The sequence below is a fragment of the Actinoallomurus soli genome (genome assembly GCF_024055715.1).
Lineage (GTDB): Bacteria > Actinomycetota > Actinomycetes > Streptosporangiales > Streptosporangiaceae > Actinoallomurus > Actinoallomurus soli.
The window spans coordinates 170900-196396 of record NZ_JAMXMV010000016.1 but is presented as its reverse complement, the minus strand read 5'-3'; the positions used below and the strand labels follow the sequence as shown (position 1 = coordinate 196396).

The following is a 25497-nucleotide window of genomic DNA, read 5'->3' as shown; positions in this document are numbered from 1 at the left end:
GCTCGCGTTGGCCGGTAGAGGAACCACAGAAGCCCGTGCCTGTTTTCTATTGCGTAGTCGGGGCCGAGCTGGGCGATGAGCTCGTCGTCTCCCACTCCACGGAGGCTGGGGAAGAGGTAATCGATCGTGACCCGGAGGTAGCCTCCGTGGTCCGTCTGGAGGCGGTTCCGCAGCCTTTGCAGGTCCGATCCGTATTCATTGCCCGTCGGCTGTTGCGTCTGCGCCCCCGCCGGCCGGTGGATGTACCAGGGAGTCCGGCCTTCATCGTTTCCTATTTCGTAGTCGCGGCCGAATTGGAGAATGGGCGCGTTGTCTCCCATCTCGACATAGAAGCCGCTGGTGCGCCACTGCAGGTCTTCTCGTGCTGTCAGTGCATCCTCATCGATTGAGAGAGGTTCCCCTTCGTGTTCGGCCGGAACCTCACCGCTGCGGGCAGCGTCCCGCAACTCCTGCTCAGAAGGCCCTGCCCGCCCGGTCCCCGCCGTCGGCCGCTGCGTCTGTGCTCGCGTTGGCCGGTAGAGGAACCACAGAAGCCCGTACCTGTTTTCTATTGCGTAGTCGGGGCCGAGCTGGGCGATGAGCTCGTCGTCTCCCACTCCACGGAGGCTGGGGAAGAGGTAATCGATCGCGACCCGGAGGTAGCCTCCGTCGTCCGCCTGGAGGTCGTTCCGCAGCCTATGCAGGTCCGGTTCGTGTTCATTGCCCGCCGGCTGTTGCGTCTGCGCCCCCGCCGGCCGGTAGAGGAACCACGTATTCCCGTTCCTGTTTTCTATTGCGTAGTCGGGGCCGAGCTGGGCGATGAGCTCGTCGTCTCCCACTCCACGGAGGCTGCGGAAGAGTGCATCGATCGCGACCCGGAGGTAGCCTCTGTCGTCCGCCTGGAGGTAGCCTCTGTCGTCCGCCTGGAGGTCGTTCCGCAGCCTTTGCAGGTCCGATTCGTATTCGGTGCGAGCCTCACTAGCGCTGGGCCGGGCTGGCTGTTGACGCCTGGCTGGTGAGGCGGGGGCGCTGGGCGGCTGGAGGTTGGCCGCTTGCGTCCACCCCGACTGATTCTCTCCTCCTGCCAGCGCGTCCTCGTCGATTGCGAGGGTGAGGCCCTCCCAGTGGGTGCCGTTGCGCCATAGGTCGATGGGGGTGCCGTTGGGGTCCCCGATCTGGTAGCGGGTGTTGTGCGGGCCGTGGACGGTGATGGCGAGATGGAACACCCCGGCGGCCAGGAGCGGGGCGATGTCTCCGGCCGCGTTGTTCCATGAGCCGGGGGTCCGCAGATCGGTGATGAGGCGTCCCCAGTCCGGTTGTGGGTGGTCGGCCCGGTGGGTGTTGACCGCCTGAGTCCAGGCCCGGGTGCCCTGCTGGTGGCCCAGGCCTCTGGCGTGGTCTTCGGCGAGGGATTGCCGGGCTTGATCCCAAACGGCGGCCTGGTAGGTGGGTTCGAACAAGGCGTCGGCGAGTCGGTTGCGCATTCCTCGGACCGTGTGCGCCTCGGGGGGCAGCACGTGAAAGGCCGTGTCGTGCAGGGCGTACATCAGGCAGTCACCGGGACTGCGCTCACTGTAGTCCGGTAGTTGTTCAGGCGCGTAGTCCGGCGCTGGGGAGGCCGGCGGCTGGTAGGCCGGCGGGGGAGTTCGGCGTCCTCCGCGGTCAGCAGGGCCGGTTCGGTTGCCGGTGCGAGGTGTCCGGGTGGTCCGGTCACGGCGTCGGCGGAAGGGGTACATCCCGGTGTAGGGGTCGGTGGGGTCGGTCAGGGCCTGAACGAGTTTCGACGGTGGCGTGGCCTGGCCGAGTGGCGGGTGGATCACCTGGCCGTTGGGGTCTTGGAAGAGTACGTGGGCGTCGATCAGCGGCAGGTCGTCTCGTGTACCGAGGCGAGCTGGTGTACCGCGAAGGTTCGGTGTATCGAGGCGGTCTGGTGTGCCGTACTTACCGGTGAGCCAGTCGGTCACTTTCTGGGTGCCGACAATGATGGTGTAACCGTCTTCTGGCCGTTGAGCGGGTTGTTCGGGATTGATCACCACTAGACCCTGGTCGTGGGTGTGGTACAGGGCGATGGCGTGACCTATCCGGTTGGGGCGGCCGAGCCGGATGTAGGCGCGCGCCCCGGACCCGGTGTTCTCCAGGAATTCGATCACGTCTGCCCAGGCGGTGACCGGTGGCCACTGCTGGGCCGCGGTCATATCCGGGAGCGGTCGTGTGGGTGACCAGCGACGCGATAGGTCGGTGAGCAGCAGCCAGCAGTACTGGCTGCGCTCCGGTCCGGGCACCGGGCCCGGGCCGTCAAGCCGGTCGTTCTCGTCGTTCTTGGCTGATTCGGTGGCCGCGGTGGCATCGTTTGTGACCTGCTCCGCCGACAGCGCGCTGCCGGCCCCGGGCAGGTGAGCCACCGCGCCACCGAATGCAGCACGCGATCGACCGGATGCCGGCCCGTGAACCGCCCGACCCGCGGAAATCCCGGCCGGTACGCCGCCGGTGTGCGTGGCGGCGCGTGGCCGGCCATGGCGGCCCGCACCCGCTTCACCTCGCCAGACGTCTGATGCAGGTACCGATTCAACGGCGGTCGTGGGACCACCGGTATCGACGCCAGCGGCCGTGCCGCTGGTGGCCTGTTCCCTGGCCGGACGAGTGGCGTCCTGGGCCGGGCCGGCGGCCGCCGAGCCGGTCGCGGACCACAGAACCTTCGCTCCCGCGCGTTCGCCGGTACCCTGCGTGATCGCCCCATCCGACTTCCACCGGATCGCCGGGCTGGCCTGCACACACGCCCCCGTACTACTACTCGATGTGCGCCACCGGGCTTGCCGCATACCCAACCCCTCAAGCATCAACACCGTTCGGCGGCACCAGCACACGCCGGGCCAAGCCGTTTACGTCCCACGCCGACGCTACATGGGCCGACCGTCGCGTTCCCGAGGACGCCTCAATTGAACGAGACGTCTTGCGAGGCGCCCGGGTGCATGCACCCGTTCAGCGGCCCGCGACCGGACGCCGGGCCATCGGTTGCTCCGCTACGGCCCTTCGCTCCCGAACGTGTCCTGCCGGGACCGCCGACCGACCGTGATCATTATCAAGGCGACCTACGCGCCGCAGTGGACCAGCGTGTGGTGAGCCAGAGCCGGTTGCCTGGCGGGAGCGCGGAGAGCCGGAAATACTGCAGTGCGGCATACCGGGCGAAGGCGTATCGGGCTCGGCGCCGCGAAGCCGAACTGGGTGCCTTACCACGACCGCTGCTCGTTCCGACCGGAACGAGCAGCGGTCGGCAAGCTTCGCCAAACTCGGTGCTCATTCGCCAAACTCGGTGTTAATTCTCATTGGGGCCGCTTCGGTCACATCCGCCAGATCTTGAACTCCCTCCGGAGCGACGGGAACTCCCGGATGACCACCACGACGACACCGGCGACGGCCGCGCCGATCAGCACCTTCTTGATCATTCGTTCTTCCCTTCTCATGTCAGCCCGGCGGCAGGTTCGGCATGATCTTGAGGATCGCGTCGTGCTTCTTCGGCCGGATCCCCGTCGAGCGGCGCGCGTCGGCGGTGTGGTCCTTGTGATGGCCGATCTGCCGGCTCATGCTCCGCTTGGCGTTGCCCTCGCGGATCCCCCGTACGTGCGCGGGAGCGTCGATCTTCACGTGCGGCTTACCGACCCGGATACGGCCCATGACGCCTCCTCAGTTCGTCGAAGAATCGCTCGATCTCGGTCCACACCACCTCGCCGCCCGACATCCCCCGCCAGTGCCGGCGGACGATCGCGACCAGCCGGTGGCAGTCGTCGATGGGGACGATCCACGCCTCCGAACGCCCCCGTACGGTGTTGACGAGCAGCGCCTCCACGTCGGTCGTCAGGTCCGACAGCCCGTCGGTGTCCCGGACGGCGGCCTCCCACGTCTCCGGATCGACCTCCCACCGGGTGGCGCCCGCCGGGCTCGGGTAGTGGGCGAGGACGCGGCCGTCCGGTCGCCGTACGAAGAACGCCAGCCCGACGGGGACGCCCACCGACGCCGGGGAGAACGCCCTCAGGCGGACCCGGCGGTCGGGGATCAGCCGGTAGTGCCCCTGCCCGGCCCCGTCATGCTGGAACAGGACCGAGCAGGCGTAACAGACGCACCGCGGTTCCTGCGTCCGCAGGTCCAGCAGGTGGCGGTGGTCCGGCGGGGCCGGGCGCGCGCACAGCTCACAGAGATCCTCGGACCGCCCGTCCGCCGCCGCCCGGTGGATGGCCCGCCGCAGAGCGCCCGAGCCCTCTACGGCGTGTCCCTCCGCACCTGCGGCCCCTACGGCACGTCTCTCCTCGCCCGAGGCCTGCACCGCGCGTTCCCTCTCGCCCGAGGTCTCCACGGCGCGTCCCTCCTCGCCCGAGCCGATCATGGGGTCCGGCTCCGCGGGTGGGCGGACGCGGCCGGCCCGCGCAGCAGGGACTCGGCCGGGATCAGCGCCGGGGGCGCCGGGGCCGGGCGGACCTCGACCCGGCTCAGCTCGGGCGCCACGGTGAGCACGGACTCCACGACCGCGCGCTCGACGGCGGCCGCCGACGACGCGCAGCCACCGCCGCCCGACCAGCGCAGGTGGGCGACGCCGTCCGTGATCCCGGTCAGCTCGACCGTGCCGCCGCGCGGGCGCAGCGCCTCCCGTACGTCGTCGAGCGCCCGCGCCACGCGCTCCTCGACCGGCTGCGGGTGGAGGCCGTGCAGGACGAGCAGGTGGTGCAGCAACTCGTCGCGGATCAGCGCCGGGGCCAGTTCCGGCACTCCGCCGACCAGGCGCATCAGGCGGGCGAGGGCGGTGCCGTACACCTCGGTGAGGGCCTCGACCGCGTGGCGCGCGACCTCGGCGTCGGCCCCGCCGGCCTGTTCCAGGCGTTCGAGGAGGGCGTCGAGGCGTACGAGCCGGTCCGCGATCTCCTCCTCCGGCAGGCCGGCGGCGGGCCCGTCAGCCATGGGACGCTCCGAACGTCGGGGAGTGCAGCTTCTTCAGCACGTTCCCGTTGCCGAGGTACATGTGGACGCCGCACGGCAGGCACGGGTCGAAGCTGCGGACGGCCCGCATGATGTCCACGCCCTTGAAGTCGTCCGGGCCGTTCTCCTCGAAGATCGGCATGTCCTGGACGGCGTCCTCGTACGGGCCGGGGACGCCGTGAATGTCGCGGGGGCTGGCGTTCCAGGGCGTCGGCGGGTACGGGTGGTAGTTCGCGATCTTCTTGTCCTTGATGACGAGGTGGTGGGACAGGACGCCGCGCACCGCCTCGTGGAACCCGCAGCCGATGCCCTCGTCCGGGACCTGGAAGTCCTGGAACACCTTCATGTCCCCGGCGCGCATCCGCCCCATCGCGCGTTCGAGGAAGAACAGCGACATCGCGGCGGAGTAGGCGATGAAGTACGCGCGGGCGCGGTCCCGCTCGATGGCGTTGGACCACTTCGGGATCCGCCACTCCAGCGTCATCTCCGGGAGCTTCTCGCTGCGCGGCAGGCTGATCCGCACACTGGACCCGGTCGCCTTGACGTACGGGGTGTCGACCAGGCCGGCGAGCGCCGTGACGTACAGGCGGGCGAACGGCCCGCCTCCGGTGTCGAGCGCCAGGTGCTCACCGCTGCGCCTGTCGAACCAGCGGGGGCTCATCACCCAGCTGTACTTGTCCTCGAAGTCCCGCTTCTGCGGAACCGGGATGGTCGTCTGGTTCCACGGGTGGCGGATGTCGACGGGGTTGCCGAGCGGGTCGTGGGTGACGAACGGCTCCTCGTTCACCCAGTCCTCGTAGTAGGAGCTGCCGAGCAGGATGCGGATGCCGAGGTTGATGTCGACGAGGTCGGTCGTGACCAGCTGACCGTCCACGACGACGCCCGGCGTGACGTGCATGGCACGCCCCCAGCGCGTCATGTTCTCGTACCGGTAGTCGCAGATGTCGGGGTTCTGCCAGGCGCCCCAGCAGCCGAGGAGGACGCGCCTGCGCCCGACCTCCTCGTAGCCGGGCAGGGCCTCGTAGAAGAAGTCGAAGACGTCGTCGTTCATCGCGACGGCCCGCTTGACGAAGTCGAGGATCGAGATGAGCCGGCTCAGGTAGTCGGTGAACAGCGTCGGCTCGGGCATCGTCCCGACGCCGCCCGGATAGAGGGTCGAGGGGTGGACGTGCCGCCCCTCCATCTTGCAGAACATCTCCCGCGTGACGCGGCTGACCTGCAGGGCGTTCTTGTAGACCTCGCCCTCGAAGGGGTTGTAGGCCTCCATGATCTCGGCGATCGTGCGGTACCCGTGGATCTCCGCGTTCGGCGCCTCGGTCCGCCGCGCCCGCTGCAGCACGCTCGGGTTGGTGGCCTTGACCATCGCCTCGCAGAAGTCGACGAAGCAGAGGTTGTCCTGGTAGATCGTGTGGTCGAACATGTACTCGGCGGCCTCGCCGAGGTTGATGATGTCCTCGCCGAGCGGCGGCGTCTTGATCCCGTACGCCATGTTCTGCGCGTAGATCGAGCAGGTGGTGTGGTTGTCACCGCAGATGCCGCAGATCCGGCTCGTGATGAAACCGGCGTCCCGCGGGTCCTTGCCCTTCATGAACACCGAGTAGCCGCGGAACAGGGACGACGTGGCATGGCATTCGGCCACCCGCCGGTTCGCGAAATCGATCTTCGTGTAGATGCCGAGGTTGCCGATGATCCGGGTGATCGGATCCCACGCCATCTCGACGAGTTGCTCGCCGGCGGCCTGCCGCTCCCGCGTCCGTTCGGTCAGTGCCATGGGTCGTCGGTCTCCTTCGCTGTACGGGCCGGTCCGGTCACGGACGCCAGCGCGGGTTGTAGCCGCTGGTCAGCTCGCGTTCGTTGTGGCGCCACTTCGGTTCGGTGTTGAGCGTCTGGTTCGTGAAGCCCCGCATCCGGCGGATGAACATCCCGTACGGCTTGGCCAGCGCGGACGACAGCGACCCGCCCGGCGGCTCGTCCATGAACGGCATGAACTTGTCCGGGAAGCCGGGCATCGTGCAGCCGATGCAGATGCCGCCGACGTTGGGGCAGCCGCCGACGCCGCCCATCCAGCCGCGCTTGGGCACGTCGCAGTTGACGACCGGCCCCCAGCAGCCGATCTTCACCTGGCACTTCGGCGAGTTGTAGTCCTTGGCGAAGTCCGCCTGCTCGTAGTAGCCGGCCCGGTCACAGCCCTCGTGGACGGTCTTGCCGAACAGCCACTGCGGGCGCAGCAGCTCGTCCAGCGGAGGCGGGGGCGCGCCGCCGGCGGCGTGGTACAGCACCCAGGTGAGCGTCTCCATGAAGTTGTCGGGCTGGATCGGGCAGCCGGGGACGTTGACGATCGGCAGCCCGGCGGTCGACTTGAAATCCCAGCCGAGGTAGTCGGCCAGGCCCATGCAGCCCGTCGGGTTGCCGGCCATCGCGTGGATGCCGCCGTACGTCGCGCAGGTCCCCGCCGCGACCACCGCCCAGGCCTTCGGCGCGAGGCGGTCGATCCACCAGTTCAGCGTGAGGGGCTCACCGGTCTCCGGGTCGTTGCCGAACGACGTCCAGTACCCGTCGCCCTCGATGATGTTCTGGTTGGGGATGGAGCCCTCGATCACGAGGATGAACGGCTCCAGCTCCCCGGCGGCCGCCGCACGGAACGGCGCCAGGAACTGCTCGCCGCCCTGCGCGGGCGACAGCACCTTGTTGTGCAGGGTCACCCGTGGCAGCCCGGGGATGAGACCGAGCACCACGTCCTCGATCGGCGGCTGCCCGGCGGCGGTCATCGCGACGGTGTCGCCGTCGCAGCTCATGCCCTCGGAGATCCACAGGATGTCGATGTGCTCGAAGCCCTTCCGCTCCCCGCGGGTCGTGGGCTCCTCGGCGGCGTGCGGGAATCCGGTCTCGATGCTCATGTGCGGGGTCTCCTTTGCAGCCGGTCGCGGACGCGGTCGTACATCGCGGCGACCGGAGCGGCCATCGCGAGCGCGGGCGGCTCGTTCGGCGCGTGCGGATGAGGCCGGGTGGGCGCCGCGCGCTTGCCCTCCCGCAGCTGCTCGCCGAGGTCCTCCAGGGCCTCCCGGCCGAGGGTCTCGCGCAGCGTCGGGAAGAACCGGCCCTCCTCCTCCTGGACGTGGTGGTCGACCTCGCGTTTCAGCTCGGCGACCAGGTCGCGCTCCAGCCGGTCGCCGGCCGACAGCCGGTCCAGGGTGGCGAGGATCTTCTTCAGCCCCATGTGCTCGCCGAGGTGCTCGTCGACCTCGTCCGCCATCTCGGGGATCAGCCGTTTGGCCAGCGGGTAGACGAGCAGCTCCTCCAGCGCCGCGTGCTTGGACAGCTCGCGGATGAGGATCTCCACAACCCCTCGCCGTTGCGCGGCCGAGGCCGCCGTCTCGTAGTCGCGGAACATCTGCTCGACGATCCGGTGATCGTGTTCGAGCAGTTCGGTCGCGTCCATCATCACGAGCTCCTCTCCTGCACCGGGTCGAACGCGATGGCCTCCAGCACGACCTCCTCGGCGCCGGAGGCGTCGACGTCGACGCCGCCGCAGCGCGGGCACGCGGCGAGCAGGCGCGGGTCGACGGCCTCGAAGCGGCCGCCGCAGTCGCGGCACCGCACCGACGGCGGCCGGGCGATCACCTCGACGGTCGCCCCTTCGACGACCGTCCCGGCCGCGGCCAGCCGGAGGCCCTGTTCGAGGACGCCGGCGTCGACCGGGTGCCCGGTGATCCGGACCCGCACGCTCGACACCGGATGCCGGCCGGCCCGCCGTACGGCCGCCTCGACGATCGCGTCGCACAGTCCCATCTCATGCATCGGCGGGCCGCCTCTCCGTTCGCAGGGTCTTCGCGGCCTCTTCACGGGCCAGCGTGGTCACCAGGGACACCGCGTCGTCCACCGCGGCGCGCACCGGTTCGGACAGGTCCATCCGCTCGTCGAGGACGGCCGGGCGGCAGCCCACGACGAGGACGCGGTCGATCCGGCCGCCGAGCCCGCGGAGCAGCGCCAGAACGGCCTGCGGGGTCATGCCGTGACCGTCGAGCGCCGGCGGCGCCGTCGGCTCCTGCTCCGGATCGACCTCCAGGACGGCGAGCGTGCCCGGCGGGCCGTCGAGGGGCACCGCGTCGACCATGATCAAGGTCTCGTGGCGGCCGTCGAGGAGGTCGTACGCGAGGTGGACGCCCCGGATGCCGTAGTCGGCGACGTCCACCGTCGAAGGCAGCGCCGACGCGTCGACCCGGCGGACGACCTCGATGCCGAAGCCGTCGTCGCCCAGGAAGATGTTCCCGATGCCCGCCACGAGCACCCGGCCGCCCGGGGCGCTCACCGGGGGTCCCCGGTCTCGGTCTCGTCGAGCGGTTCGACCTCGGTGGGGGAGAAGTACCGGAACCGCCCGTACCAGCGGTCGAGCCCGGCCCCGGGATCGTCCTCCAGGGTGACGGCCAGGTGATGGGAGCCGTCGACGTCGAGGAGCACGGCCTCCACCCGGCCGGTCCTGCCCGCCAGGAACATGTCCTGCGGGTCACCGCCCCGCGCACGTGGCAGGAGGCGCACCCGCGAGCCCTTGGCGACGCGGCGGCCGGCGACGATGACGGCGTCGGCCCCGGGCGGCAGGCCGGCCTCGTCCGGCGGGCTCCACCGGGACGGCGGCGGGGCGCCCTCAGCGGCGACGGCCTCGGCGGCGGCGGCCTCGGCGGCGGCGGCTTCGGCGGCGGCGTTCTCAGCGGCGGTGGCCTCGGCGGCGGCGGCCTCGGCGGCGGCGTTCTCAGCGGCGGTGGCCTCGGCGGCGGCGGCGTTCTCGGCGGCGCCGCCCGTGTCCGTGTGCGCCTCGCCGGCGTCGGCTGCAGCGGCGGACGCCGAGGGAAGCGGCGCGAGGGAGCGGATGGCGCCGTGCAGGCGGGACAGCACCTCCGGCGGCATCGCGTCGACCCGGTCGATGATGGCGGCGGCGCGGGGATCGGTCGCGCGGGCCTCCCGTTTCTCCGCGTCCGTCAGCGTGAGCGTCCGCAGCGAGAGGATCTCGTCGATCTCGGTGGCGTCGTTCAGGTCGCCGGGGCTCTCCGGAGCGATCCGCGGGTGGTCGTAGAGGAGGATCGGCGACGACAGGAGCAGGTCCCGCTCGCCGGGCGACCCCGCGAGCACGGGGAAGGTACGGACGTTCGCGCACGCCCGGGCCTCCGCCCCGGCCCACTCCGGCGGGTCGATCAGGGAGACGAACGCCGCGTCCCGCCCCGCGGAGGACGCGTCATACCCCGCGTAGATCGTGTGGACGGCGATCAGCGATCGCCGCAGCGCCTCGGCGCGGGGGACGCCCGGCGGGGTCGTACGGTCGGCGTTCTCGACGCGGACGCGCAGCCGGACCAGCCGGGAACGGGAGGGGCAGCGGGCCGCCGAGACCGTCACCGACGCCTCCACCGGCCAGGACCGGAACACGACCCGCGCAGCCGGGCGTCCGTCCTCGTCCCGGAGCGTCTCGACGTCCGTGCCGCCCGGCGCGCGGAACGCGAACCGCCGTTCGCCGGACAGCGCATCGCCGACCACGAACCGCAGGTCGAACTCCCTGGGGATCGCCTCGTCGAAGTCGACGGGCTCCGGCCGGGTGCCGGGCCGGAGCCCGTCGACCGGGCGGTGGGCGCCCTCCGCGGCGCGTTCCTCGACGGACCTGCGCCGTAGCTGCAGGAACCGGACACGGCACCGGACGACGGACTCCTCATCCGCTTCGAGCAGGCACTCGGTCCGCTGCCACCAGCCTTCGGCGGACCCGGCCAGACCCTCGTCGTCCACGCCGCGCGCCTCGGTCCAGGCGCGCGGGGTCAGCACGCCGAACTGCCAGCGGACCTGGTTCTTCGGTGAGGAGCGGCGGTACGGGTACAGCAGGTAGCCCTCGTAGAGGATCGCGTCGGCGACCGCCAGGGCCCGATCGAAGGCGGTGCCGGCGGTGACCGGCTCAGCTGCCATGATCGCTATCCCTCCTGCGCCGGAGCGCGACCCGGAACTCACCCGCCGGAAAGGCGGGCCTTACCGGTATAAGCCACGGTCGTCACGTTCGGTAAGTGACCTGCTCCCCTAGGTGGCGCGGCCACTTAGCGGGTCCAGACCCGGCCCCGGCAGGGGTGCGACGGTGATCGCATGGGTACACGAATTGACAGGTCGTTACCCGCGGTGGTCAGGGCGAGCGGAGGTGAGGCATGCCGTCTCCACGGACGGACCCTCCCGGTCCGCGGCCCGTCGGGGAGCCGCGCAACTTCCTGCAGTGCTGCCTGCTCCTCCTGCTGCGGGAACGACCCGCGCACGGCTACGAGCTGTTCGAGCGGCTCAAGCCCTTCGGTCTCGCGGAGGGCGACCCGGGGACCCTCTACCGCAGGCTGCGCGCCCTCGAACGCCAGGGGATGCTGTGCTCGCGCTGGGAGCCGTCGGAGGCGGGGCCGCGGCGGCGTACGTACCACCTCACCGATCGCGGGGAGGAGCTCCTCGGTGCCTGGGCCGGCGTGCTGGCCGAGACCCGCTCGCTCCTCGACTACTACCTCGGGCGCCATGCGTCGGTCTCGGCACGGGAGACGGACGCGATGACGGAGCGCCGCCCGTAAGTCCGCGGCCGAGGGCGTCTCAGCAGATCCGGGGGAGCGGGTCGCCGACGAGGAGGTCGACGATCCGGGTCCCGCCGAACGCCGTGTTGAGCAGCACGAGACCCTGCGGATCCGCGGCGACCCGCCCGATCAACGCCGCCCCGGCGCCCAGGGGATGACCGCGCAGCGCGGCGAGAGCGGCCTCGGCGTCGGCGCCGTCCACGATCGCGACCATCCGTCCCTCGCAGGCGACGTAGAGCGGGTCGATGCCGAGGAGCTCGCCGGCACCGGCGACCTCCGGCCGGACCGGCACGGCCGCCTCGTCGACGACGATCGCGACCTCGGACGCCGTGGCGATCTCGGCCAGCACCGTCGCGACGCCGCCGCGTGTCGCGTCCCGCATCACCCGCGTGCCGGGGGCCGCCTCCAGCAGGAGCGCGCAGAGCTGGTGGAGAGGGGCGGTGTCGGACGTCAGATCCGCGTCGATGTCGAGCTCGCCGCGAGCGAGCATCACGGTCACGCCGTGGTCGCCGATCGGCCCGGACACCAGGACCGCGTCACCGGGGCGGGCGGCCTCCGGGGACAGGCGGACGTCCTCGGCGAGGACTCCGATACCGGCCGTGGTGATGTAGCAGCCGTCGGCCCGTCCCCGCTGCACGACCTTCGTGTCGCCGGTGACGATCTGGACGCCGGCCCGTGCCGCGGCCCGTGCCATCGACCCGGTGACGCGCCGGAGGTCCTCGACGGGCATGCCCTCCTCGAGGACGAATCCGGCGGACAGGAACAGCGGCCGCGCGCCGCAGACCGCCAGGTCGTTCACCGTGCCGTTCACCGCGAGATGTCCGATGTCGCCGCCGGGGAAGAACAACGGGGAGACCACGAAGGAGTCGGTGGTGAAGACCAGGCGGGTGCCGCCGACGGTGACGGCCGCGCCGTCCGTCAGGGCTTCGAGGAGGGGATTGCGGAACGCCTCCAGGAACACCGCGTCGATCAGCGTGCTCGTCGCCTTGCCGCCCGCCCCGTGCGCCAGCGTGACGCGCTCCTCCCGGAGCCGGGGCCTGCGGCGGCGCGCCCGCTCGATGCGGTCCAGCACCTGCCGCTCCCGGTCCGGGGCGTCCCCGTCGGACGGCGCCGTACGGACGTCCTCCGCGGCGGCCGTACGGAGGTCTTCGGCGGTGGCCGCCGTACGGACGGCCTCCTCGGCCCAGGCGGCGTACGCCTCGGGGCCGGTGTCGTCGTCGCGGCTCACGTGCGGCTCGCCTCCCGTACGCGCTCCCGGCTGAACCGGCCGAAGGCGTAGTACGCCGCGCACGCGCCCTCCGACGAGACCATGCAGGTGCCGATGGGGGTCTCCGGAGTGCAGGCGGTGCCGAACACCTTGCACTCCCACGGCCGCAGCACGCCCTTCAGCACCTCGCCGCACTGGCACGCCTTCGGGTCGGCGACGCGGACGCCCGGCAGCTCGAAGATCCGCTCGGCGTCGAACCGGGCGTACGCCTCCTTCATCCGGAGCGCGGAGTGGGAGATGAACCCCAGGCCGCGCCACTCGAAGTACGGGCGGGGCTCCATCACCTCGCCGATGACCCGCAGCGCCTTCGGGTTGCCCTCCCACGGCACGACCCGCGCGTACTGGTTCTCGACCTGCGTCCGGCCCTCGGCGAGCTGACGCAGCAGCATGTGGACCGAGCTCAGGATGTCCAGCGGCTCGAACCCCGCGCACACGAGCGGCTTTCCGTGGTCGCGGGCGATGAACTCGTACGGCCGGCAGCCGATCACCGCCGACACGTGCCCGGGACCGAGGAAGCCGTCGAGGCGCAGGTCGGGAGAGTCGAGGATCGCCTTGATGGCCGGGATGATCATCACGTGGTTGCAGAACACCGCGAAGTTGTCCACGCCCTCCTCGGCGGCGCGCAGCACGGTCATCGCGGTGGACGGCGCGGTGGTCTCGAACCCGATGGCCATGAACACCACCCGCTTGCCGGGCTCCGCACGCGCGATCTTCAGGGCGTCCAGCGGGGAGTAGACCATCCGGATGTCCGCCCCGGCCGCCTTCGCGTCGAAGAACGACCCCTGCCCGCCGGGGACGCGCATCATGTCACCGAACGACGTCATGATCACGTCAGGTTGCCGGGCGATCGTGATCGCGTCGTCGACCCGGCCCATCGGGATGACGCACACGGGGCAGCCCGGTCCGTGGACGAGCCGGATCGACTCGGGCAGGAAGTCCTCGATGCCGTGCTTGTAGATCGTGTGGGTGTGGCCCCCACAGACCTCCATGAACCGGTAGGACCGCCCGGGCTCGCACAGCGCGGCGATGCGCGCGGCCAGCGCCCGCGCCTTGCCCGCGTCCCGGAACTCGTCGACGAAGCGCATCGGATCCCCCCTACGGGTTCGACTCTCGGAAGGCGGCGATCTCGTCGTCGTACGCCTGCCCCATGTCCTCGAGGAACTCCAGGAGGGCCTGGGCCTCCGACTCGGAGATCTTGGAGAGTGCGAAGCCCACGTGGACGAGGACCCAGTCCCCGGGCCGCAGGTCCTCCCCTTCCAGCAGGCCGATGTTGACGCGCCGCCGGACTCCGCTCACGTCGACCGTCGCCAGGTCCGGAGGGTCGTCGTCGAACGCGACGAGTTCTCCAGGGATACCCAGGCACATCCGCGTACTCCCGCCCCCACCGTCGGCCCGGCGGCCCCAGGCGTGACTCGGCTTCTCCGCGCTACCTACCCGGGGTCGTCTCTCGCGCCGTCATGGGAGCCGTCATCTCCGCGGAAAGGCGGCACCCGCCGCCGGTATGGCGGACATTTGACCGTCGCGCCGGTGTCCGCCCGGGTCTCGCGGAAACAGGGGGCCTATGCCGGCCTCGGCAGGTCATCGGTTCACCGTTCCACTGCGTCAGGCCGTCGGCTGGGCGAGACGGCGGCTGCTGGAGCTCGTCGGAGGCCCGGCGCGTTTCCAGGTGATCGCGATCCTCGCCGGCGTGATGGCGCTGGACGCCGCCGACAAGGGAACGATCGGAGCGGTTGCCCCGGAGCTGAAGCAGAGCCTGGGCATCACGAACACCCAGTTGGGCGCGCTCACCTCGGTCTCATCGGGGGTCGGCGCGCTGGCCGCCGTTCCCGTCGGCGCGCTGACCGACCGGGTGAACCGCTCCCGGCTGCTGGCGGTGAGCATCGTCCTGTGGGGCGCGGCCATGGTGGTCGGCGCGCTCGCCGGTTCGTTCCTGTGGCTGCTGCTGTCGCGGCTCGCGCTCGGCGCCGTCACCGCCACCTCCGGGCCGCCGGTCGCCTCGCTGATCGGTGACTACTTCCCGCCCGGAGAGCGCGGCCGGATCTACGGGTTCGTGCTCAGCGGCGAGTTGCTCGGCGCCGGTCTCGGCCTGCTCGTCGGCGGGAACCTGGCGCCCCTGCTGACGTGGCGGGCGGCCTTCGCGTTCCTCGCCGTGCTCGGGCTGGGACTGGTGTACGTGATCGCGCGCCGGCTTCCCGAGCCGGCGCGCGGCGGCCAGAGCCGGCTACGGCCCGGTGATGTGCGCCTGGACGAGCGGGCGGGCGGGGCACAGGGAAGCGGAGAGGAGGACGCGGAGCGCGGGCCGGACCAGGACGACGTGGCGCGGTCCGCGGTGCGGGAACACGGCGTCCGCCCCGACCCCGCCCTGGTGCTGCGGCGTGATCCGGCGGGGATGTCGCTGTGGGCGGCGGCGCGCTACGTGCTGCGGATCCGCACGAACGTCGTGCTGATCGTCGCGTCCGCGCTCGGGTACTTCTTCTTCGCGGCCCTGCGGACGTTCGGCGTCGACTTCGTCATGCGGCGCTACGGTCTCGGCCACGCGGCGGTCAGCGGCCTGGCGATCCTCATCGGCGCCGGCGCGCTGGCGGGGGTGCTGACCGGGGGACGGGTCGCCGACCGGCTCACCCGCCGCGGGCTCCTCGGCGCCCGCGTGGTCGTCCCCGCGGTGGCCTACCTGCTGGCGGCCGGGCTGTTCCTTCCCGGCCTCCTGACCACGGCGGTGGTCGTCGCGCTGCCGGCCTTCCTGCTCGCTGCCGCGTCGCTGACCGCGGCGAACCCTCCGCTGGACGCCGCGCGACTGGACGTCATCCACTTCCGCCTGTGGGGGCGCGCCGAGGCCGTCCGCACCGTCCTGCGGATGGGAGCCGAGGCCGCCGCGCCCGTGACGTTCGGTCTCCTGGCCGACGTGTTCGGCGCCCGGGCCGGTAACCGCGCCCAGGGACTGATGTACGCCTTCCTGGTGATGCTCGTGCCGCTCGTGGCGAACGCCGTGATCCTCCTTCGGGCCCTGCCCGCCTATCCCCGGGACGTCGCGACGGCCGCCGAGTCCGAGCACCGGGCGACACGGTGCCGATGATCGTCCGCGTTCTTTGCGCACCGCCTTGTTTCCGCTGGTGGTCCGCTGGCAACGCGTAGCCCTATGGGCCCGGTGGAGCCGACGGCGGACGACGGGTACGGCGGGTTCGACCGTGCTCACCGCGTCCTGGCGCACGTGCGCGTCGGCATGGGGCCCGAGGCGATCGCGGTCGACGTGCGGCGGCGGCGGGCGTTCGTGGCCTGCTCGCGCAGCGACGCCGTGACCGCCGTCGACCTCGTCCGGATGACGCCCCTCTGGCGGGCGCGCGTCGGCCGGGAGCCCATACCGCTCATCTTCGACGCTCCGACCGGGCGGTTGTTCACCGCCGACGCCCGGTCGGACACCATCAGCGTCCTGGACGCCGCGACCGGAGAGCCGATCACACGGATCGCCGTCGGAGCGTACCCGGCGGGGCTGGGGTACCATCCGCGGCTGCGGCGGATCTTCAGCGGCGACACCGCCGGGTCCACGGTCACCGTGGTCGACGTCGACCGCCTCGAACCGATCGCGGCGATCCCCGCCGGGCTCGGCGCCGGCAGCATCGCGATCGACCTGCGGCGCGACCGCGGGTACTGCGCGAACTTCATGGCCGCGTCGCTCACCGTCTTCGACGCGGCCACGCTGCGCCCGCTGGACCGCATCGCCGTGGGGCGTGGGCCGTGCAAGACCGTCGCCGACCCGGCGACCGACCGGCTGTACGTCGCGAACTCGCTGGAGAACACGGTCCTGTGGCTCTCGCTCGCCGACGGGCGGATCGGCGGGCGGTTCACGGTGGAACGGGCTCCCGTGGGCGTGGCCGTCTCGCGCGACGGCCACCACGTGTACGTGTGCAACCGGGGAGCCGGCACGGTCAGCGTGCTCGACGCGCGCGCCGGCGCCGAGAGCCACCGGATCCGGGTCGGGTACGGGCCGGGGGACTGCGTCGTCGATCCTGCGACGGGCCGCCTGCTGGTGTCGAACGCGGGCAGCGGCAGCCTCACGGTCGTGGACCGGCCGTGGCTGCCCGGCCCCGAGCCGCCCGCGCGGCACCCGGCCGTCGGGCGGCCGTTGCCCGGTTTCGCGCTGCCGGACCTGCACACCGGGCGGATCCGCACCACGCGGGAGTGGGCGGAGAAGAAATACGTGATCAACTTCTTCGCCAGCTGGTGAGGCCCGTGCAACGCGGAGGCGCCGGTCCTGGAGGAGCTGCGCCGCCGTACGGCCCGGTCGGGGCTGGAGATCATTTCAATCAACGTGTGGGAGAGCCGGGACGCCGGCCGCGAGGCACGCCACTTCGCGGAGGTGTGGAACATCCGGGGGACGATCCTGCTGGACGAGACCGGCGCGTACGCGGCTCGCCTCGGCATCCGCGGGGTCCCGACGAACGTGCTCGTCGACGAGCACGGCGTCGTCCGCGCGGTGGGCGTCACCGCCCCCGCCGACCTCGACGCCGCCGTGGACCGGCTCCTCGCGGGACCACGCGGATTCGGTACCGCGCCATGACAGAGCCCGAGTACGCGAGGGCCGGGGGTCACAGCGTGATGACGACTTTGCCGAAATTCGCACGGGTGTCGAGGCGGTGCCATGCGTCGAGGGTCTGCTCGAAGGGGTAGACGCCGTCGATGACCGGTTCGAGGTTGTGCCGGGCCAGGAAGCGGAGGAGGCTTTGGGTGTCCTGGCGGCTGCCGACACGGATCCTGCGGATGGTCTCGAAGCCGCCGTTGAACAGGTCCATGAATTCCACGCCCCAGTCCTTGGGGCCGAGGAAGCCGATGGCGTCGATCTCGGCGCGGTCGCTGCCGGCGATCAGGGTCTGAGCGAAGGTGGCGGCCCCTCCGACCTCGATGATGCGGTCCACGCCGCGGCCCCCGGTCAGTTCTCGCGCGAGCCGGCCCCACTGGGGATTGCTTGTGTAGTCGATGACCTCGTCGGCCCCGAGCGCCGTGAGCCGTTCGGCTTTGGCGGGGCTGGAGGTGGTGGCGATGACACGGGCGCCGATGAGTTTTGCCAGTTGCAGGGCGAACAGCGACACCCCGCCGGTTCCCTGGGTGAGCACGGTGTCGCCAGCGGTGACCGGCAGCGGCCCGGTCAGCGCGGTCCATGCGGTGACGGCCGCGCAGGGCAGCGTGGCCGCCTGCTCGAAGGACATCCCGTGGGGCATGGCGACCAGGCTCTCTTCCGAGACGGTCTTGTACTGCGTCAGCCAGCCGTCCTGGGCCGTGCCGTACTCGTAGGCGGCGGTTCCGGGGTATGGTCCGCCGAACCAGCGGGGGTTGAAGACGTTGATGACCCGGTCGCCGATGGCGAAGCCGGTCACCCCTTCGCCGACGTCGGCGACCTCCCCGGCCGCGTCCGAGACCGGGATCAGACCGTCGGGAGCGTCGGGGAAATAGTGGCCGTAGACCATGGCCAGGTCGCGGTAGTTCAGGGAAACGGCCCGGACGCGGACCAGGACCTCTCCGCGCTGCGGCCGCGGCACGGGCTCCTCGTGAAGGCCGAGGCTGTGGATGCTGCCGCGTCGGCCGAGGCGGTAGACCTTCATGATCAAACCCTTCGTTGGAGGCAATGGACGAGAGAAAGGAGCAGATGGCGCCACTGGGGGCTGGCGCCCGGTCGCTCAGGGTGCGGTGCTGTCTGCTGCTGCCCCTGGGCGGAACGCCCGTTCTGGGCCCGGCGGTCGGATGCGAAGGCGTGTCGTTGCGGTAACCCGGTCGGGCCGCCGGGTCCGGGCGGATCAGGAGCGGCCGACCGCCAGGACGGTCTTGCCGGTAGTTGCGCCTGACTCGACCCGCCGGTGCGCCTCGACCGTCTGGTCCAGCGGCAGCACAGTGTTCACATCGACTCGGACCTCGCCGGAGACGACCAAGTGGACCGCGTGCCGCAGCGCGTCCCCCGCCGGCTCGGGATGGGCTGCACTGATCGCGCCGAGACTGAACCCGGCGACTGTCCGGCTGGTGAAGAACAAGTCGTTGGTACCGACGCTGAACTCGGCGCTGTCGGAGGCGTTGCCGATGACGACCAGGCGGCCGTCCGGGCCGAGCGCGTCCAGGCCGGCGGCACGGGCAGGTCCGCCGACGGGATCGATGACAAGGTCAGGCCGCGGCGCAGCGGCGGGATCCTGCAGCCATTGGTCGCGCAGCAGAATGGTGTCGTAGCCGAAGGCGCGGGCCGCGTCGGTCTTGTCCGGATGGCCCACCGTGCCGATGACCTGCCGCGGTTTGAGGGCGGCGGCGACCTGGCCGATCTGGCTGCCCAGGCCGCTGGCCGCGGCGTGCACGAGAATGACCTCGCCGGGGACGAGGCGTCCGGCGCGGGTGAGGGCCATCACTGCCGTGGTGGTGTTCGACGGTGTACCCGCAGCGGTCATGAGCAGGTCGTCATCCTCGCTGGGAAGAGGAGCGACGAGGCGGGCGTCGACCGCGACGACCTCGGCGTACCCGCCGGCATCGACGATCGTCAACGCTGCGACGGGCTGCCCCGGAGCGAGGTGATCCACTCCCTCGCCCACCGCACGGATCCGGCCGGAGACCTCGATCCCCGGCGTCAGCGGCAGGGCAAGCGGAACCGTTCCCCTCCGGTACATGACATCGGCGAAGTTCACGCCGGCATACGCGACATCGATCGTGACCTGCCCCGCTGCCGGACGCGGAATGTCGACATCGTCCATGATCAGGACCTCGGGTCCCCGTAACGGGGAATCGACACCACTCTCACGATCCGCCACTCCTTCCATATTTCCAAATCTTTGGAAGTATCGGAATGACGGTACCATGGGGTCATGTCTTCCTCACGCCGGCCCAAGCCGACCCCGCCAGCGCCCGAGCTGCACCTGGCGACGGTCATGCGGACCCTGGGAGATCCGGTGCGGCTGGAGATCGTGCGGCTGCTCGCGGACGGGAAGCTCCGCAGCACCGGCCAGGTCGCCGAGCACGTCGGCCTGCCCCCCTCGACCTGCTCGTACCACCTCAAGCAGCTTCTCGGCGCCGGGGTCAACGAGTGCCGCGCAGAGGGAACCTCCCGCTACCCGGTCCTGCGCAGGGAGGCACTCGACCAGCGGTTCCCCGGGCTGATCGATGCCATACTCGCCGACGGCCCCGCTCAAGCGTCTGAGGTCTAGTCGGGATCACCTCCCGGGTGGCCGAGCTTGCGGCCGGACATGTATGCCTGCGGGAACGTGGTCATTCGTTCGGTCGCGCCGTCTGCTCGCCGAAGCGGAGGGCGAGCTGCTTGGCTCCGGCGGCTTGCCGCCGCTGCGCGAGGCGGCCACCGGCGCGAGCTCTGCATCCACCAGCGCCCGCCGCGATCCGGCACGCCGGCCGGCGACGGAGACCGGGACCCGCGCGAGGAGCCAGGCCGGAGCCAGGCCGGAGCCCGGCCTGAGGACCGCCTTCCGGTGGGACGATCGGCTCGCTGGGGATAAGAGCCGGCATGTCGTGGCTCATTGGCAACTGGATGCACCTGGGGGCGACTGCGGGCAAGGCCGCGCTCATGTACGGGACGGCGCTGATCGCACTGCGCCTGGGCGAGAGGCGCACGCTGGCCCAGTGGACGATCACCGACTTCATCGCCGCGGTGGCCGTCGGCGCGATCGTGGGCCGGACGGCGATCGCTTCGACGCAGTCGTTCATCACCGGGGCCGTGGCCCTGGTCACCCTGATCGTCATGCACCGTGTGGTCGCCGCGCTGCGGTTCCACCCGCTCTTCCGCCGGCTCACCGACCACCGGATCCGGGTGCTCGTCGCGCACGGAGCCATTCGCCGGGACCAGTTGGCGATCTGCGGCCTGACGGAGGGCGATCTGCTGGCGCAGCTCCGGCAGCGAGGAGTGTTCGACCTGTCCGGCGTGCGGTTCGTCCTGTACGAGGCGAAAGGCGGCCTCACGATCGTTCCGGAGAGCCGGTCGAGCGTCGAGCGCCCCGATCTCGTCGATCAGGGGCTGCGCGAGGCGGCCGGCTTCCCGGCACGGCCGCCGACCGACGACTGACGGCGGGACTCCCCCCGTGGCGAGAAGCGGGGTGGCGATGCCGTCATGGCGCCGTCCTGCCCGGGTAGGGCCTCGTCTGACTGCTTCCTGGTGGAGATCGGGATGATCGATGTGAGCGGGCAGCGGAGCCGCCGGCGGGCCTACCTGGCCATGATGTCCGTCTGCCTGGTGCTGTTCCTGCTGTCCTGGACGGTCGTCGTACGGTTCTCGGCGACGGCGGCCGCGGCGCTCACGATCGTCGCGTTCGCGATACCGCCGGTCGCGGTGATCGTCGCCAACCGCGGGAACGATCGCGACGAACGTCGGTGACCGGTTGCCGGGGCCCGGCGCCGCCCCCGGGGCGGAGGGCGGACAGGACGGTCTGGTGGGTGATCCAGCCGACGAGGGTGGTCCGGGAGTCGTCCAGCACGGGCAGGCCCGTCCCGGGAGCGCCGACGAGGATGTGCAGGGCGTCGGCCAGGGACAGGTCGGAGGTCACGGGGGCGGGCAGTTCGGTGAGCTCGCCGATGGTCGGCGGGGCCTGGTCGCCCTCGGTGAGGGCCTCGGCGGCCGCCCGTGCGCTGACCGTGCCGCGGTAGGTCCCGTCGGGCCCGGTGACGGGCAGGACTCCGTGCTCGGACAGGACGAGCCGGCGGGCGGCCTCCGGAAGCGGCGTGTCCTGGGGCAGCGGCGCGGGCACGGGCTCGATGACGTCCGCCACCGGCTTGGCGGCCAGGGGGTTCGCGCGGGTGTGGTCGTCGATGTCGATGCCGCGCCGGCGGAGCTTGAGGGTGTAGATGGTGTCGGCGGACAGCAGCTTGCCGACGAGCGTGGCGAGGACGATCGCCAGCATGAGCGGCAGGATGATCGAGTACTCGCCGGTGAGCTCGAACATGATGACCACCGCGGTGATCGGGGCCCGGGCCGCGCCCGCGAAGACCGCGCCCATGCCGACCAGGCCGTAGGCGCCCGCCGGGCCCACCGTCCCCGGCAGGAGGTGGTGGACGACCAGTCCGAACGCGCTGCCGAACATCGCGCCCATGAACAGGCTCGGGGCGAACACGCCGCCCGACCCGCCGATCCCGATCGTGAGGCTGGTCGCCACCATCTTGCCGACGAGGAGCAGGAGCAGCATGCCGATGAGGTAGCGGCCGCCGATGGCGTTCTCCAGGACCGGATAGCCGACGCCGTACATCTGCGGCAGCGCCAGCAGCAGCCCGCCCAGGAGCAGCCCGCCGGCGGCCGGGCGCAGCCACTCGGGGCCGCGCCACGCCCAGTCGCAGAAGTCCTCGATCAGGTAAAGGATCCGGGTGAAGCCGACGCCGACGGCGCCGGCGACCACGCCGAGGAGGGCGTACAGCAGGTACTCGGCCGGGTGCCGCACGTGGAAGGACGGAAGCTGCAGGAAGGCCACGTCGCCCATCGCGGCGCGGCCGACGACGGAGGCGGTGACGCCGGACAGCACGACCGCGCCGAACGATTCGGCGGTGAAGTCGCGCAGGATCAGCTCCATCGCGAAGAAGACCCCGGCCAGGGGGGCGTTGAAGGTCGCCGCGATCCCGCCCGCCGCGCCGCAGGCGACCAGCACCCGCAGGCGGTTCTCCGAGAGCCGCATCAGCCGTCCGATGGACGAGCCGAGCGCGGAGCCGATCTGCACGATGGGGCCTTCGCGGCCGACGGAGCCGCCGGATCCGATGCAGAGCGCCGATGCCAGCGACTTGACCACCGCGACCTGGGCGCCGATCCGTCCGCCGCGCTGGGCGACGGCCAGCATCACCTCGGGCACGCCGTGGCCGCGCGCCTCGCGGGCGAAGCGCTGCACCAGCGGGCCGTACACCAGGCCGCCGATCACGGGGGCAAGGAGGAGGAACCAGGGCCCCAGCCAGGGGACGTGCGGGTTGGCGACCCGTCCGGCGGCGGAGTAGTCCGCGTGCCCGGAGAACAGGTGCGTGAACGTCTTGATCAGCCAGCGGAAGACGATGGCGCCCAGACCCGCTCCGGCGCCGACGAGGAGAGAGAGGGCGATGATGCCCCAGGGGGCCTCCCGCAGGCCCGTGAGCGCGCCACCGCGGCCTCGCTGCACACGGATGGAGTCGTCCGACCTGCCGGTTCCAGGGAGCAGCTTAGCGTCAACCACTATTGCATTATGCAATAGAGTTCGGGATGGTTCGGCATCCGGCATCCGGCGCGCGGGGCCGGCGGTGGCCGTGGTGGTGTGCCGGGCTAGCTCACGAGCGCCTGGTAGACGAGCCGGCGCAGCGCCAGCCACGTGTCATCCGGGGGCGGCATGACCTGCGTCATGAACAGCACCGTCAGGTCCTCCTCGGGATCGACCCAGAAGTTGGTGCCCGCGGCGCCTCCCCAGCCGTACTCGCCGGCGCTCGACAGCGAGTCGACCGAGCGCGGATCGAGGAGCGGTGCGACGCCGAGCCCGAAACCGCGCCCCGCGTGGATGCCGGTGGTCCGCGCCGGCGGATGGCTGAACGCCGACATGGTCGAGTCGCCGGGGAGGTGATTGGCCGCCATGAGGTCGACGGTGCGCGGCGCGAGCAATCGCTCGCCGTCCAGTTCGCCTCCGCGCGCGAGCAACTGGACGAAGCGCTGGTAGTCGCGCGCGGTCGACAGGAGACCGTGCCCGCCCGCGACGAGCGTCGGGAGATCGCCCGCGGCGACACCCGGGTCCGGCATGAGCTCAGGCCGTCCGGTGCGGGGATTGAGCCGGTACAGGGCGGCCGGCCGATCGTCGGCCGGCAGCCGGTAACCGGTGTCGGTCATCGCGAGCGGCTCGAAGATGCGCTTCGCCATGAACTCGTCGAGCCGCATTCCACTGGCGATCTCGATGATCCGGCCGAGCACGTCGGTCGCGTGCGAGTAGTTCCACGCGGAGCCCGGCTCGAACAGCAGGGGCAGCGAGGCGAGCCGCTCGCACAGCTCGTCGAGCGTATAGGGCTCCGGCTCGCCGAGAGCGGCGATCCCCGCCGCCCGGTACGCGTCGTTCACGGCGTTGTCGGCCAGCCCGGTGACGGTCAGGCCCGCCGTGTGCGTGAGCAGGTGCCGGATTCGGACGGGTTCGACCGCCGGCACCGTCGCCCCATCCGCGCCGGGCCGGGCAACGCGCATTCGCGCGAACGAGGGAAGGAACCGCTCGACCGGGTCGGAGAGCGAGAGCACCCCTTCTTCCCAGAGCATGAGGGCGGCGACCGACGTCACCGGTTTGGTCATCGAGTAGAGCCGCCAGATCGTGTCCGGCTCGACGGGGAGCCGCCCCTCGGCGTCTCTCGTGCCGTGCGACGAGACGTGTACCAGTTCCCCTCGCCGCGCGACCAGGACGATCGAGCCCCGATTGAGGCCTCTCGCGACGCACTCGTCCAGGTAGGCGGCGAGCCGCCCGAGGCGTCGCTCGTCGAAGCCGGCCGCCGCGGGTTCGAGTGTCACGCCCGGATTCGTCCCGGTCGTTCGCGGCTTGACGGCGACGGATTCTCCCATGGTGACGGCGCTTTCCGTGGTCATGTTCAACCTCCTCGAGGAACGGTCAGCCGAACCGCAGGACGAACCGCCCGCGAACGCCGCGCCGTTCGAGCGAGCGGTGCGCGTCGGCGGCCCGGGATGCGGGCAGCTCGCCGGCCACGCGGACGGTGAGCCGTCCTTCGCCGGCGAGTTCGGCGAGCCGGTCGAGCTCGGCCGCGGCCTCGACGTAGTCGCGGACGAAGATCGGGGCGACGCGGACCCGGTCGGTCCCGTCGCCCTGGTAGCCGCGGACGGTGACGACGGTGCCGCCGTCCTTGACGGCAGGGAGCACGGCGGCCTCCAGCGCGGCGGCGTCGAGAAGCCCGTCGACGCCGCCGGGGTGGTGGCGGCGTACCGCTGCGACGAAGTCGTCGCCCCGCGGCACGACCTCGTCGGCTCCGCAGTCGCGGACGAACGCCTCGTCCTGCGGGGCGGCGTCGGCGACGACGACCAGCCCGGCCTGCTTGGCGAGCTGGACGAAGTACCCGCCGACGGTGCCGGCGGCGCCGGTGACGGCGACCGTCGCGCCGGCCGGGAGCGCCAGCGTGTCGAGTGCGAGCCGGGCGGTGAGGCCGTTCATCGGGATGGTGGCGGCCTGGACGTCGGAGAGCCCGGTCGGGATCTTCGCGACCGAACGCGCCGGCACGACGAGGTCCGCGCGGTAGCCGCCGTGCTCGCCCGAGGGCACCACGATGGCCATGACGGCGTCCCCGATCGCGAACGGCCGGTCGACGGCGGGGCCGATCTCGGTGATCACACCGGCGACCTCCATGCCCGGCACCCGCACCGTGTCCGCGTCGTTCTGCCGCGGGCGCGAACGGATCATCGCGTCGGTCGGGTTCACCGTGGCGCTGCTCACCCGGATCCTGACCTGACCGGGACCGATCGCCTCGGCCGTCAGGTCGAGCTCGCCGAGAGCGTCCGGTCCGCCTGGCCGCGTCACTCCGATCGCTCGAACCATGGTCATCGGTCACTCCTCATTCGTTGCCGCGCGGGTGGTGATGGGCGCGAAGGCCCTCGGGCAGCCGAGTGTTCGCTGCTCCATACGGGGACACTAAGCGGGCGAGTAACAGATGTCAAAATTTGTCAGTTGACATGGACTGCCGGATCGGACGGACGGTGATAGCGAGGCATCAATTGGGGGAAGAGGCCAGATAACGGGGCAGATCAGGGCGCTGATGCGGCGAAGCCGGGCC

25 protein-coding genes and 1 pseudogene are annotated in these 25497 nt (G+C 71.4%); 7 read left to right on the top strand and 19 right to left on the bottom strand.

What is annotated here, in order from left to right:
• The 11 genes from NDW01_RS31865 to NDW01_RS31820 form a co-directional block, all read right to left on the bottom strand.
• Window positions 1–2381 (bottom strand): OTU domain-containing protein (locus tag NDW01_RS31865; RefSeq protein ID WP_252828054.1); only part of this gene is annotated, 2381 nt, incomplete at its 3' end.
• Between the two features lie 936 nt (window positions 2382–3317).
• On the bottom strand, window positions 3318–3422 hold the full coding sequence (locus NDW01_RS44495; protein ID WP_406567775.1) for a DUF6893 family small protein: 105 nt from the start codon (window positions 3420–3422) through the stop codon (window positions 3318–3320).
• Between the two features lie 19 nt (window positions 3423–3441).
• Window positions 3442–3651, bottom strand: a complete 210-nt coding sequence (locus NDW01_RS31860) for a hypothetical protein (RefSeq protein ID WP_252828053.1) — start codon at window positions 3649–3651, stop codon at window positions 3442–3444.
• Window positions 3629–4357: a DUF5947 family protein gene (locus tag NDW01_RS31855; RefSeq protein ID WP_252828052.1), complete on the bottom strand. Its 729-nt coding sequence runs from the start codon at window positions 4355–4357 to the stop codon at window positions 3629–3631. Before NDW01_RS31855 ends, NDW01_RS31860 begins: the two co-directional genes overlap by 23 nt.
• Window positions 4354–4926 carry a NifU family protein gene (locus tag NDW01_RS31850; RefSeq protein WP_252828051.1) on the bottom strand — a complete coding sequence of 191 codons (573 nt, stop codon included), beginning with the start codon at window positions 4924–4926 and terminating at the stop codon, window positions 4354–4356. Before NDW01_RS31850 ends, NDW01_RS31855 begins: the two co-directional genes overlap by 4 nt.
• On the bottom strand, window positions 4919–6715 hold the full coding sequence (locus NDW01_RS31845; protein ID WP_252828050.1) for a nickel-dependent hydrogenase large subunit: 1797 nt from the start codon (window positions 6713–6715) through the stop codon (window positions 4919–4921). Before NDW01_RS31845 ends, NDW01_RS31850 begins: the two co-directional genes overlap by 8 nt.
• A 37-nt stretch (window positions 6716–6752) precedes the next feature.
• Window positions 6753–7841, bottom strand: coding sequence for an NADH-quinone oxidoreductase subunit B family protein (locus tag NDW01_RS31840; protein ID WP_252828049.1), 1089 nt, complete (start codon window positions 7839–7841; stop codon window positions 6753–6755).
• Complete coding sequence (locus NDW01_RS31835; protein WP_252828048.1) at window positions 7838–8386, bottom strand: hemerythrin domain-containing protein; 549 nt, start codon at window positions 8384–8386, stop codon at window positions 7838–7840. The genes NDW01_RS31840 and NDW01_RS31835 overlap by 4 nt, the downstream gene beginning before the upstream one ends.
• Complete coding sequence (locus NDW01_RS31830) at window positions 8386–8742, bottom strand: hydrogenase maturation nickel metallochaperone HypA/HybF (RefSeq protein ID WP_252828047.1); 357 nt, start codon at window positions 8740–8742, stop codon at window positions 8386–8388. The genes NDW01_RS31835 and NDW01_RS31830 overlap by 1 nt, the downstream gene beginning before the upstream one ends.
• Window positions 8735–9253, bottom strand: a complete 519-nt coding sequence (locus NDW01_RS31825) for a hydrogenase maturation protease (RefSeq protein ID WP_252828046.1) — start codon at window positions 9251–9253, stop codon at window positions 8735–8737. The genes NDW01_RS31830 and NDW01_RS31825 overlap by 8 nt, the downstream gene beginning before the upstream one ends.
• Window positions 9250–10884: a hypothetical protein gene (locus NDW01_RS31820; RefSeq protein ID WP_252828045.1), complete on the bottom strand. Its 1635-nt coding sequence runs from the start codon at window positions 10882–10884 to the stop codon at window positions 9250–9252. The genes NDW01_RS31825 and NDW01_RS31820 overlap by 4 nt, the downstream gene beginning before the upstream one ends.
• A gap of 230 nt (window positions 10885–11114) precedes the next feature.
• On the opposite strand from NDW01_RS31820, the gene NDW01_RS31815 reads away from it, so the two are divergent.
• Window positions 11115–11513, top strand: a complete 399-nt coding sequence (locus NDW01_RS31815) for a PadR family transcriptional regulator (protein WP_252828044.1) — start codon at window positions 11115–11117, stop codon at window positions 11511–11513.
• Between the two features lie 19 nt (window positions 11514–11532).
• On the opposite strand, the gene hypE is transcribed toward NDW01_RS31815, so the two are convergent.
• The 3 genes from hypE to NDW01_RS31800 are packed head-to-tail and all read right to left on the bottom strand — an operon-like array spanning window position 11533 to window position 14145.
• Window positions 11533–12741, bottom strand: a complete 1209-nt coding sequence (hypE, locus tag NDW01_RS31810; protein ID WP_308211827.1) for a hydrogenase expression/formation protein HypE — start codon at window positions 12739–12741, stop codon at window positions 11533–11535.
• Window positions 12738–13865 (bottom strand): hydrogenase formation protein HypD, encoded by a 1128-nt coding sequence (gene hypD, locus NDW01_RS31805; protein WP_252828043.1) that lies wholly within the window; start codon window positions 13863–13865, stop codon window positions 12738–12740. The genes hypE and hypD overlap by 4 nt, the downstream gene beginning before the upstream one ends.
• A gap of 10 nt (window positions 13866–13875) precedes the next feature.
• Complete coding sequence (locus tag NDW01_RS31800) at window positions 13876–14145, bottom strand: HypC/HybG/HupF family hydrogenase formation chaperone (protein WP_252828042.1); 270 nt, start codon at window positions 14143–14145, stop codon at window positions 13876–13878.
• Window positions 14146–14341: 196 nt separating this feature from the next.
• On the opposite strand from NDW01_RS31800, the gene NDW01_RS31795 reads away from it, so the two are divergent.
• The 3 genes and pseudogenes from NDW01_RS31795 to NDW01_RS31785 all read left to right on the top strand — a co-directional run.
• Window positions 14342–15853, top strand: coding sequence for an MFS transporter (locus tag NDW01_RS31795; RefSeq protein WP_252828041.1), 1512 nt, complete (start codon window positions 14342–14344; stop codon window positions 15851–15853).
• Between the two features lie 72 nt (window positions 15854–15925).
• Entirely contained in the window at window positions 15926–17002 is a 1077-nt protein-coding gene (locus tag NDW01_RS31790; RefSeq protein WP_252828040.1) for a YVTN family beta-propeller repeat protein, read from the top strand.
• Between the two features lie 12 nt (window positions 17003–17014).
• Window positions 17015–17335: pseudogene (locus tag NDW01_RS31785) on the top strand (TlpA family protein disulfide reductase); the annotation flags it as partial.
• A 28-nt stretch (window positions 17336–17363) separates the two neighbouring features.
• Here the strand turns inward: NDW01_RS31785 and NDW01_RS31780 are convergent.
• Together NDW01_RS31780 and NDW01_RS31775 are read right to left on the bottom strand one after the other, a co-directional pair.
• The gene (locus NDW01_RS31780) at window positions 17364–18374 is read right to left on the bottom strand and encodes a zinc-dependent alcohol dehydrogenase family protein (protein WP_252828039.1); all 1011 of its coding nucleotides are present in this window, start codon (window positions 18372–18374) and stop codon (window positions 17364–17366) included.
• Between the two features lie 192 nt (window positions 18375–18566).
• Window positions 18567–19499, bottom strand: a complete 933-nt coding sequence (locus tag NDW01_RS31775) for a quinone oxidoreductase family protein (RefSeq protein ID WP_252828038.1) — start codon at window positions 19497–19499, stop codon at window positions 18567–18569.
• A 111-nt stretch (window positions 19500–19610) separates the two neighbouring features.
• Here NDW01_RS31775 and NDW01_RS31770 point away from each other — a divergent pair, with 111 nt between their 5' ends.
• From NDW01_RS31770 to NDW01_RS31760, 3 genes are all read left to right on the top strand, one after another.
• Window positions 19611–19949 carry an ArsR/SmtB family transcription factor gene (locus NDW01_RS31770; RefSeq protein ID WP_252777891.1) on the top strand — a complete coding sequence of 113 codons (339 nt, stop codon included), beginning with the start codon at window positions 19611–19613 and terminating at the stop codon, window positions 19947–19949.
• Between the two features lie 311 nt (window positions 19950–20260).
• Window positions 20261–20815 (top strand): DUF421 domain-containing protein, encoded by a 555-nt coding sequence (locus NDW01_RS31765; protein ID WP_252828037.1) that lies wholly within the window; start codon window positions 20261–20263, stop codon window positions 20813–20815.
• 102 nt (window positions 20816–20917) lie between these two features.
• On the top strand, window positions 20918–21124 hold the full coding sequence (locus tag NDW01_RS31760) for a DUF3099 domain-containing protein (RefSeq protein WP_252777889.1): 207 nt from the start codon (window positions 20918–20920) through the stop codon (window positions 21122–21124).
• Here NDW01_RS31760 and NDW01_RS31755 read toward each other — a convergent pair.
• The 3 genes from NDW01_RS31755 to NDW01_RS31745 form a co-directional block, all read right to left on the bottom strand.
• A complete protein-coding gene (locus tag NDW01_RS31755; protein ID WP_252828036.1) occupies window positions 21045–22931 on the bottom strand; it encodes a chloride channel protein in 1887 nt (628 codons plus the stop codon). The genes NDW01_RS31760 and NDW01_RS31755 overlap by 80 nt on opposite strands.
• 86 nt (window positions 22932–23017) lie before the next feature.
• The gene (locus NDW01_RS31750; protein ID WP_252828035.1) at window positions 23018–24304 is read right to left on the bottom strand and encodes a serine hydrolase domain-containing protein; all 1287 of its coding nucleotides are present in this window, start codon (window positions 24302–24304) and stop codon (window positions 23018–23020) included.
• A 22-nt stretch (window positions 24305–24326) separates the two neighbouring features.
• Window positions 24327–25268 carry an NADP-dependent oxidoreductase gene (locus NDW01_RS31745; protein WP_252828034.1) on the bottom strand — a complete coding sequence of 314 codons (942 nt, stop codon included), beginning with the start codon at window positions 25266–25268 and terminating at the stop codon, window positions 24327–24329.
• Between the last annotated feature and the right edge of the window lie 229 nt (window positions 25269–25497).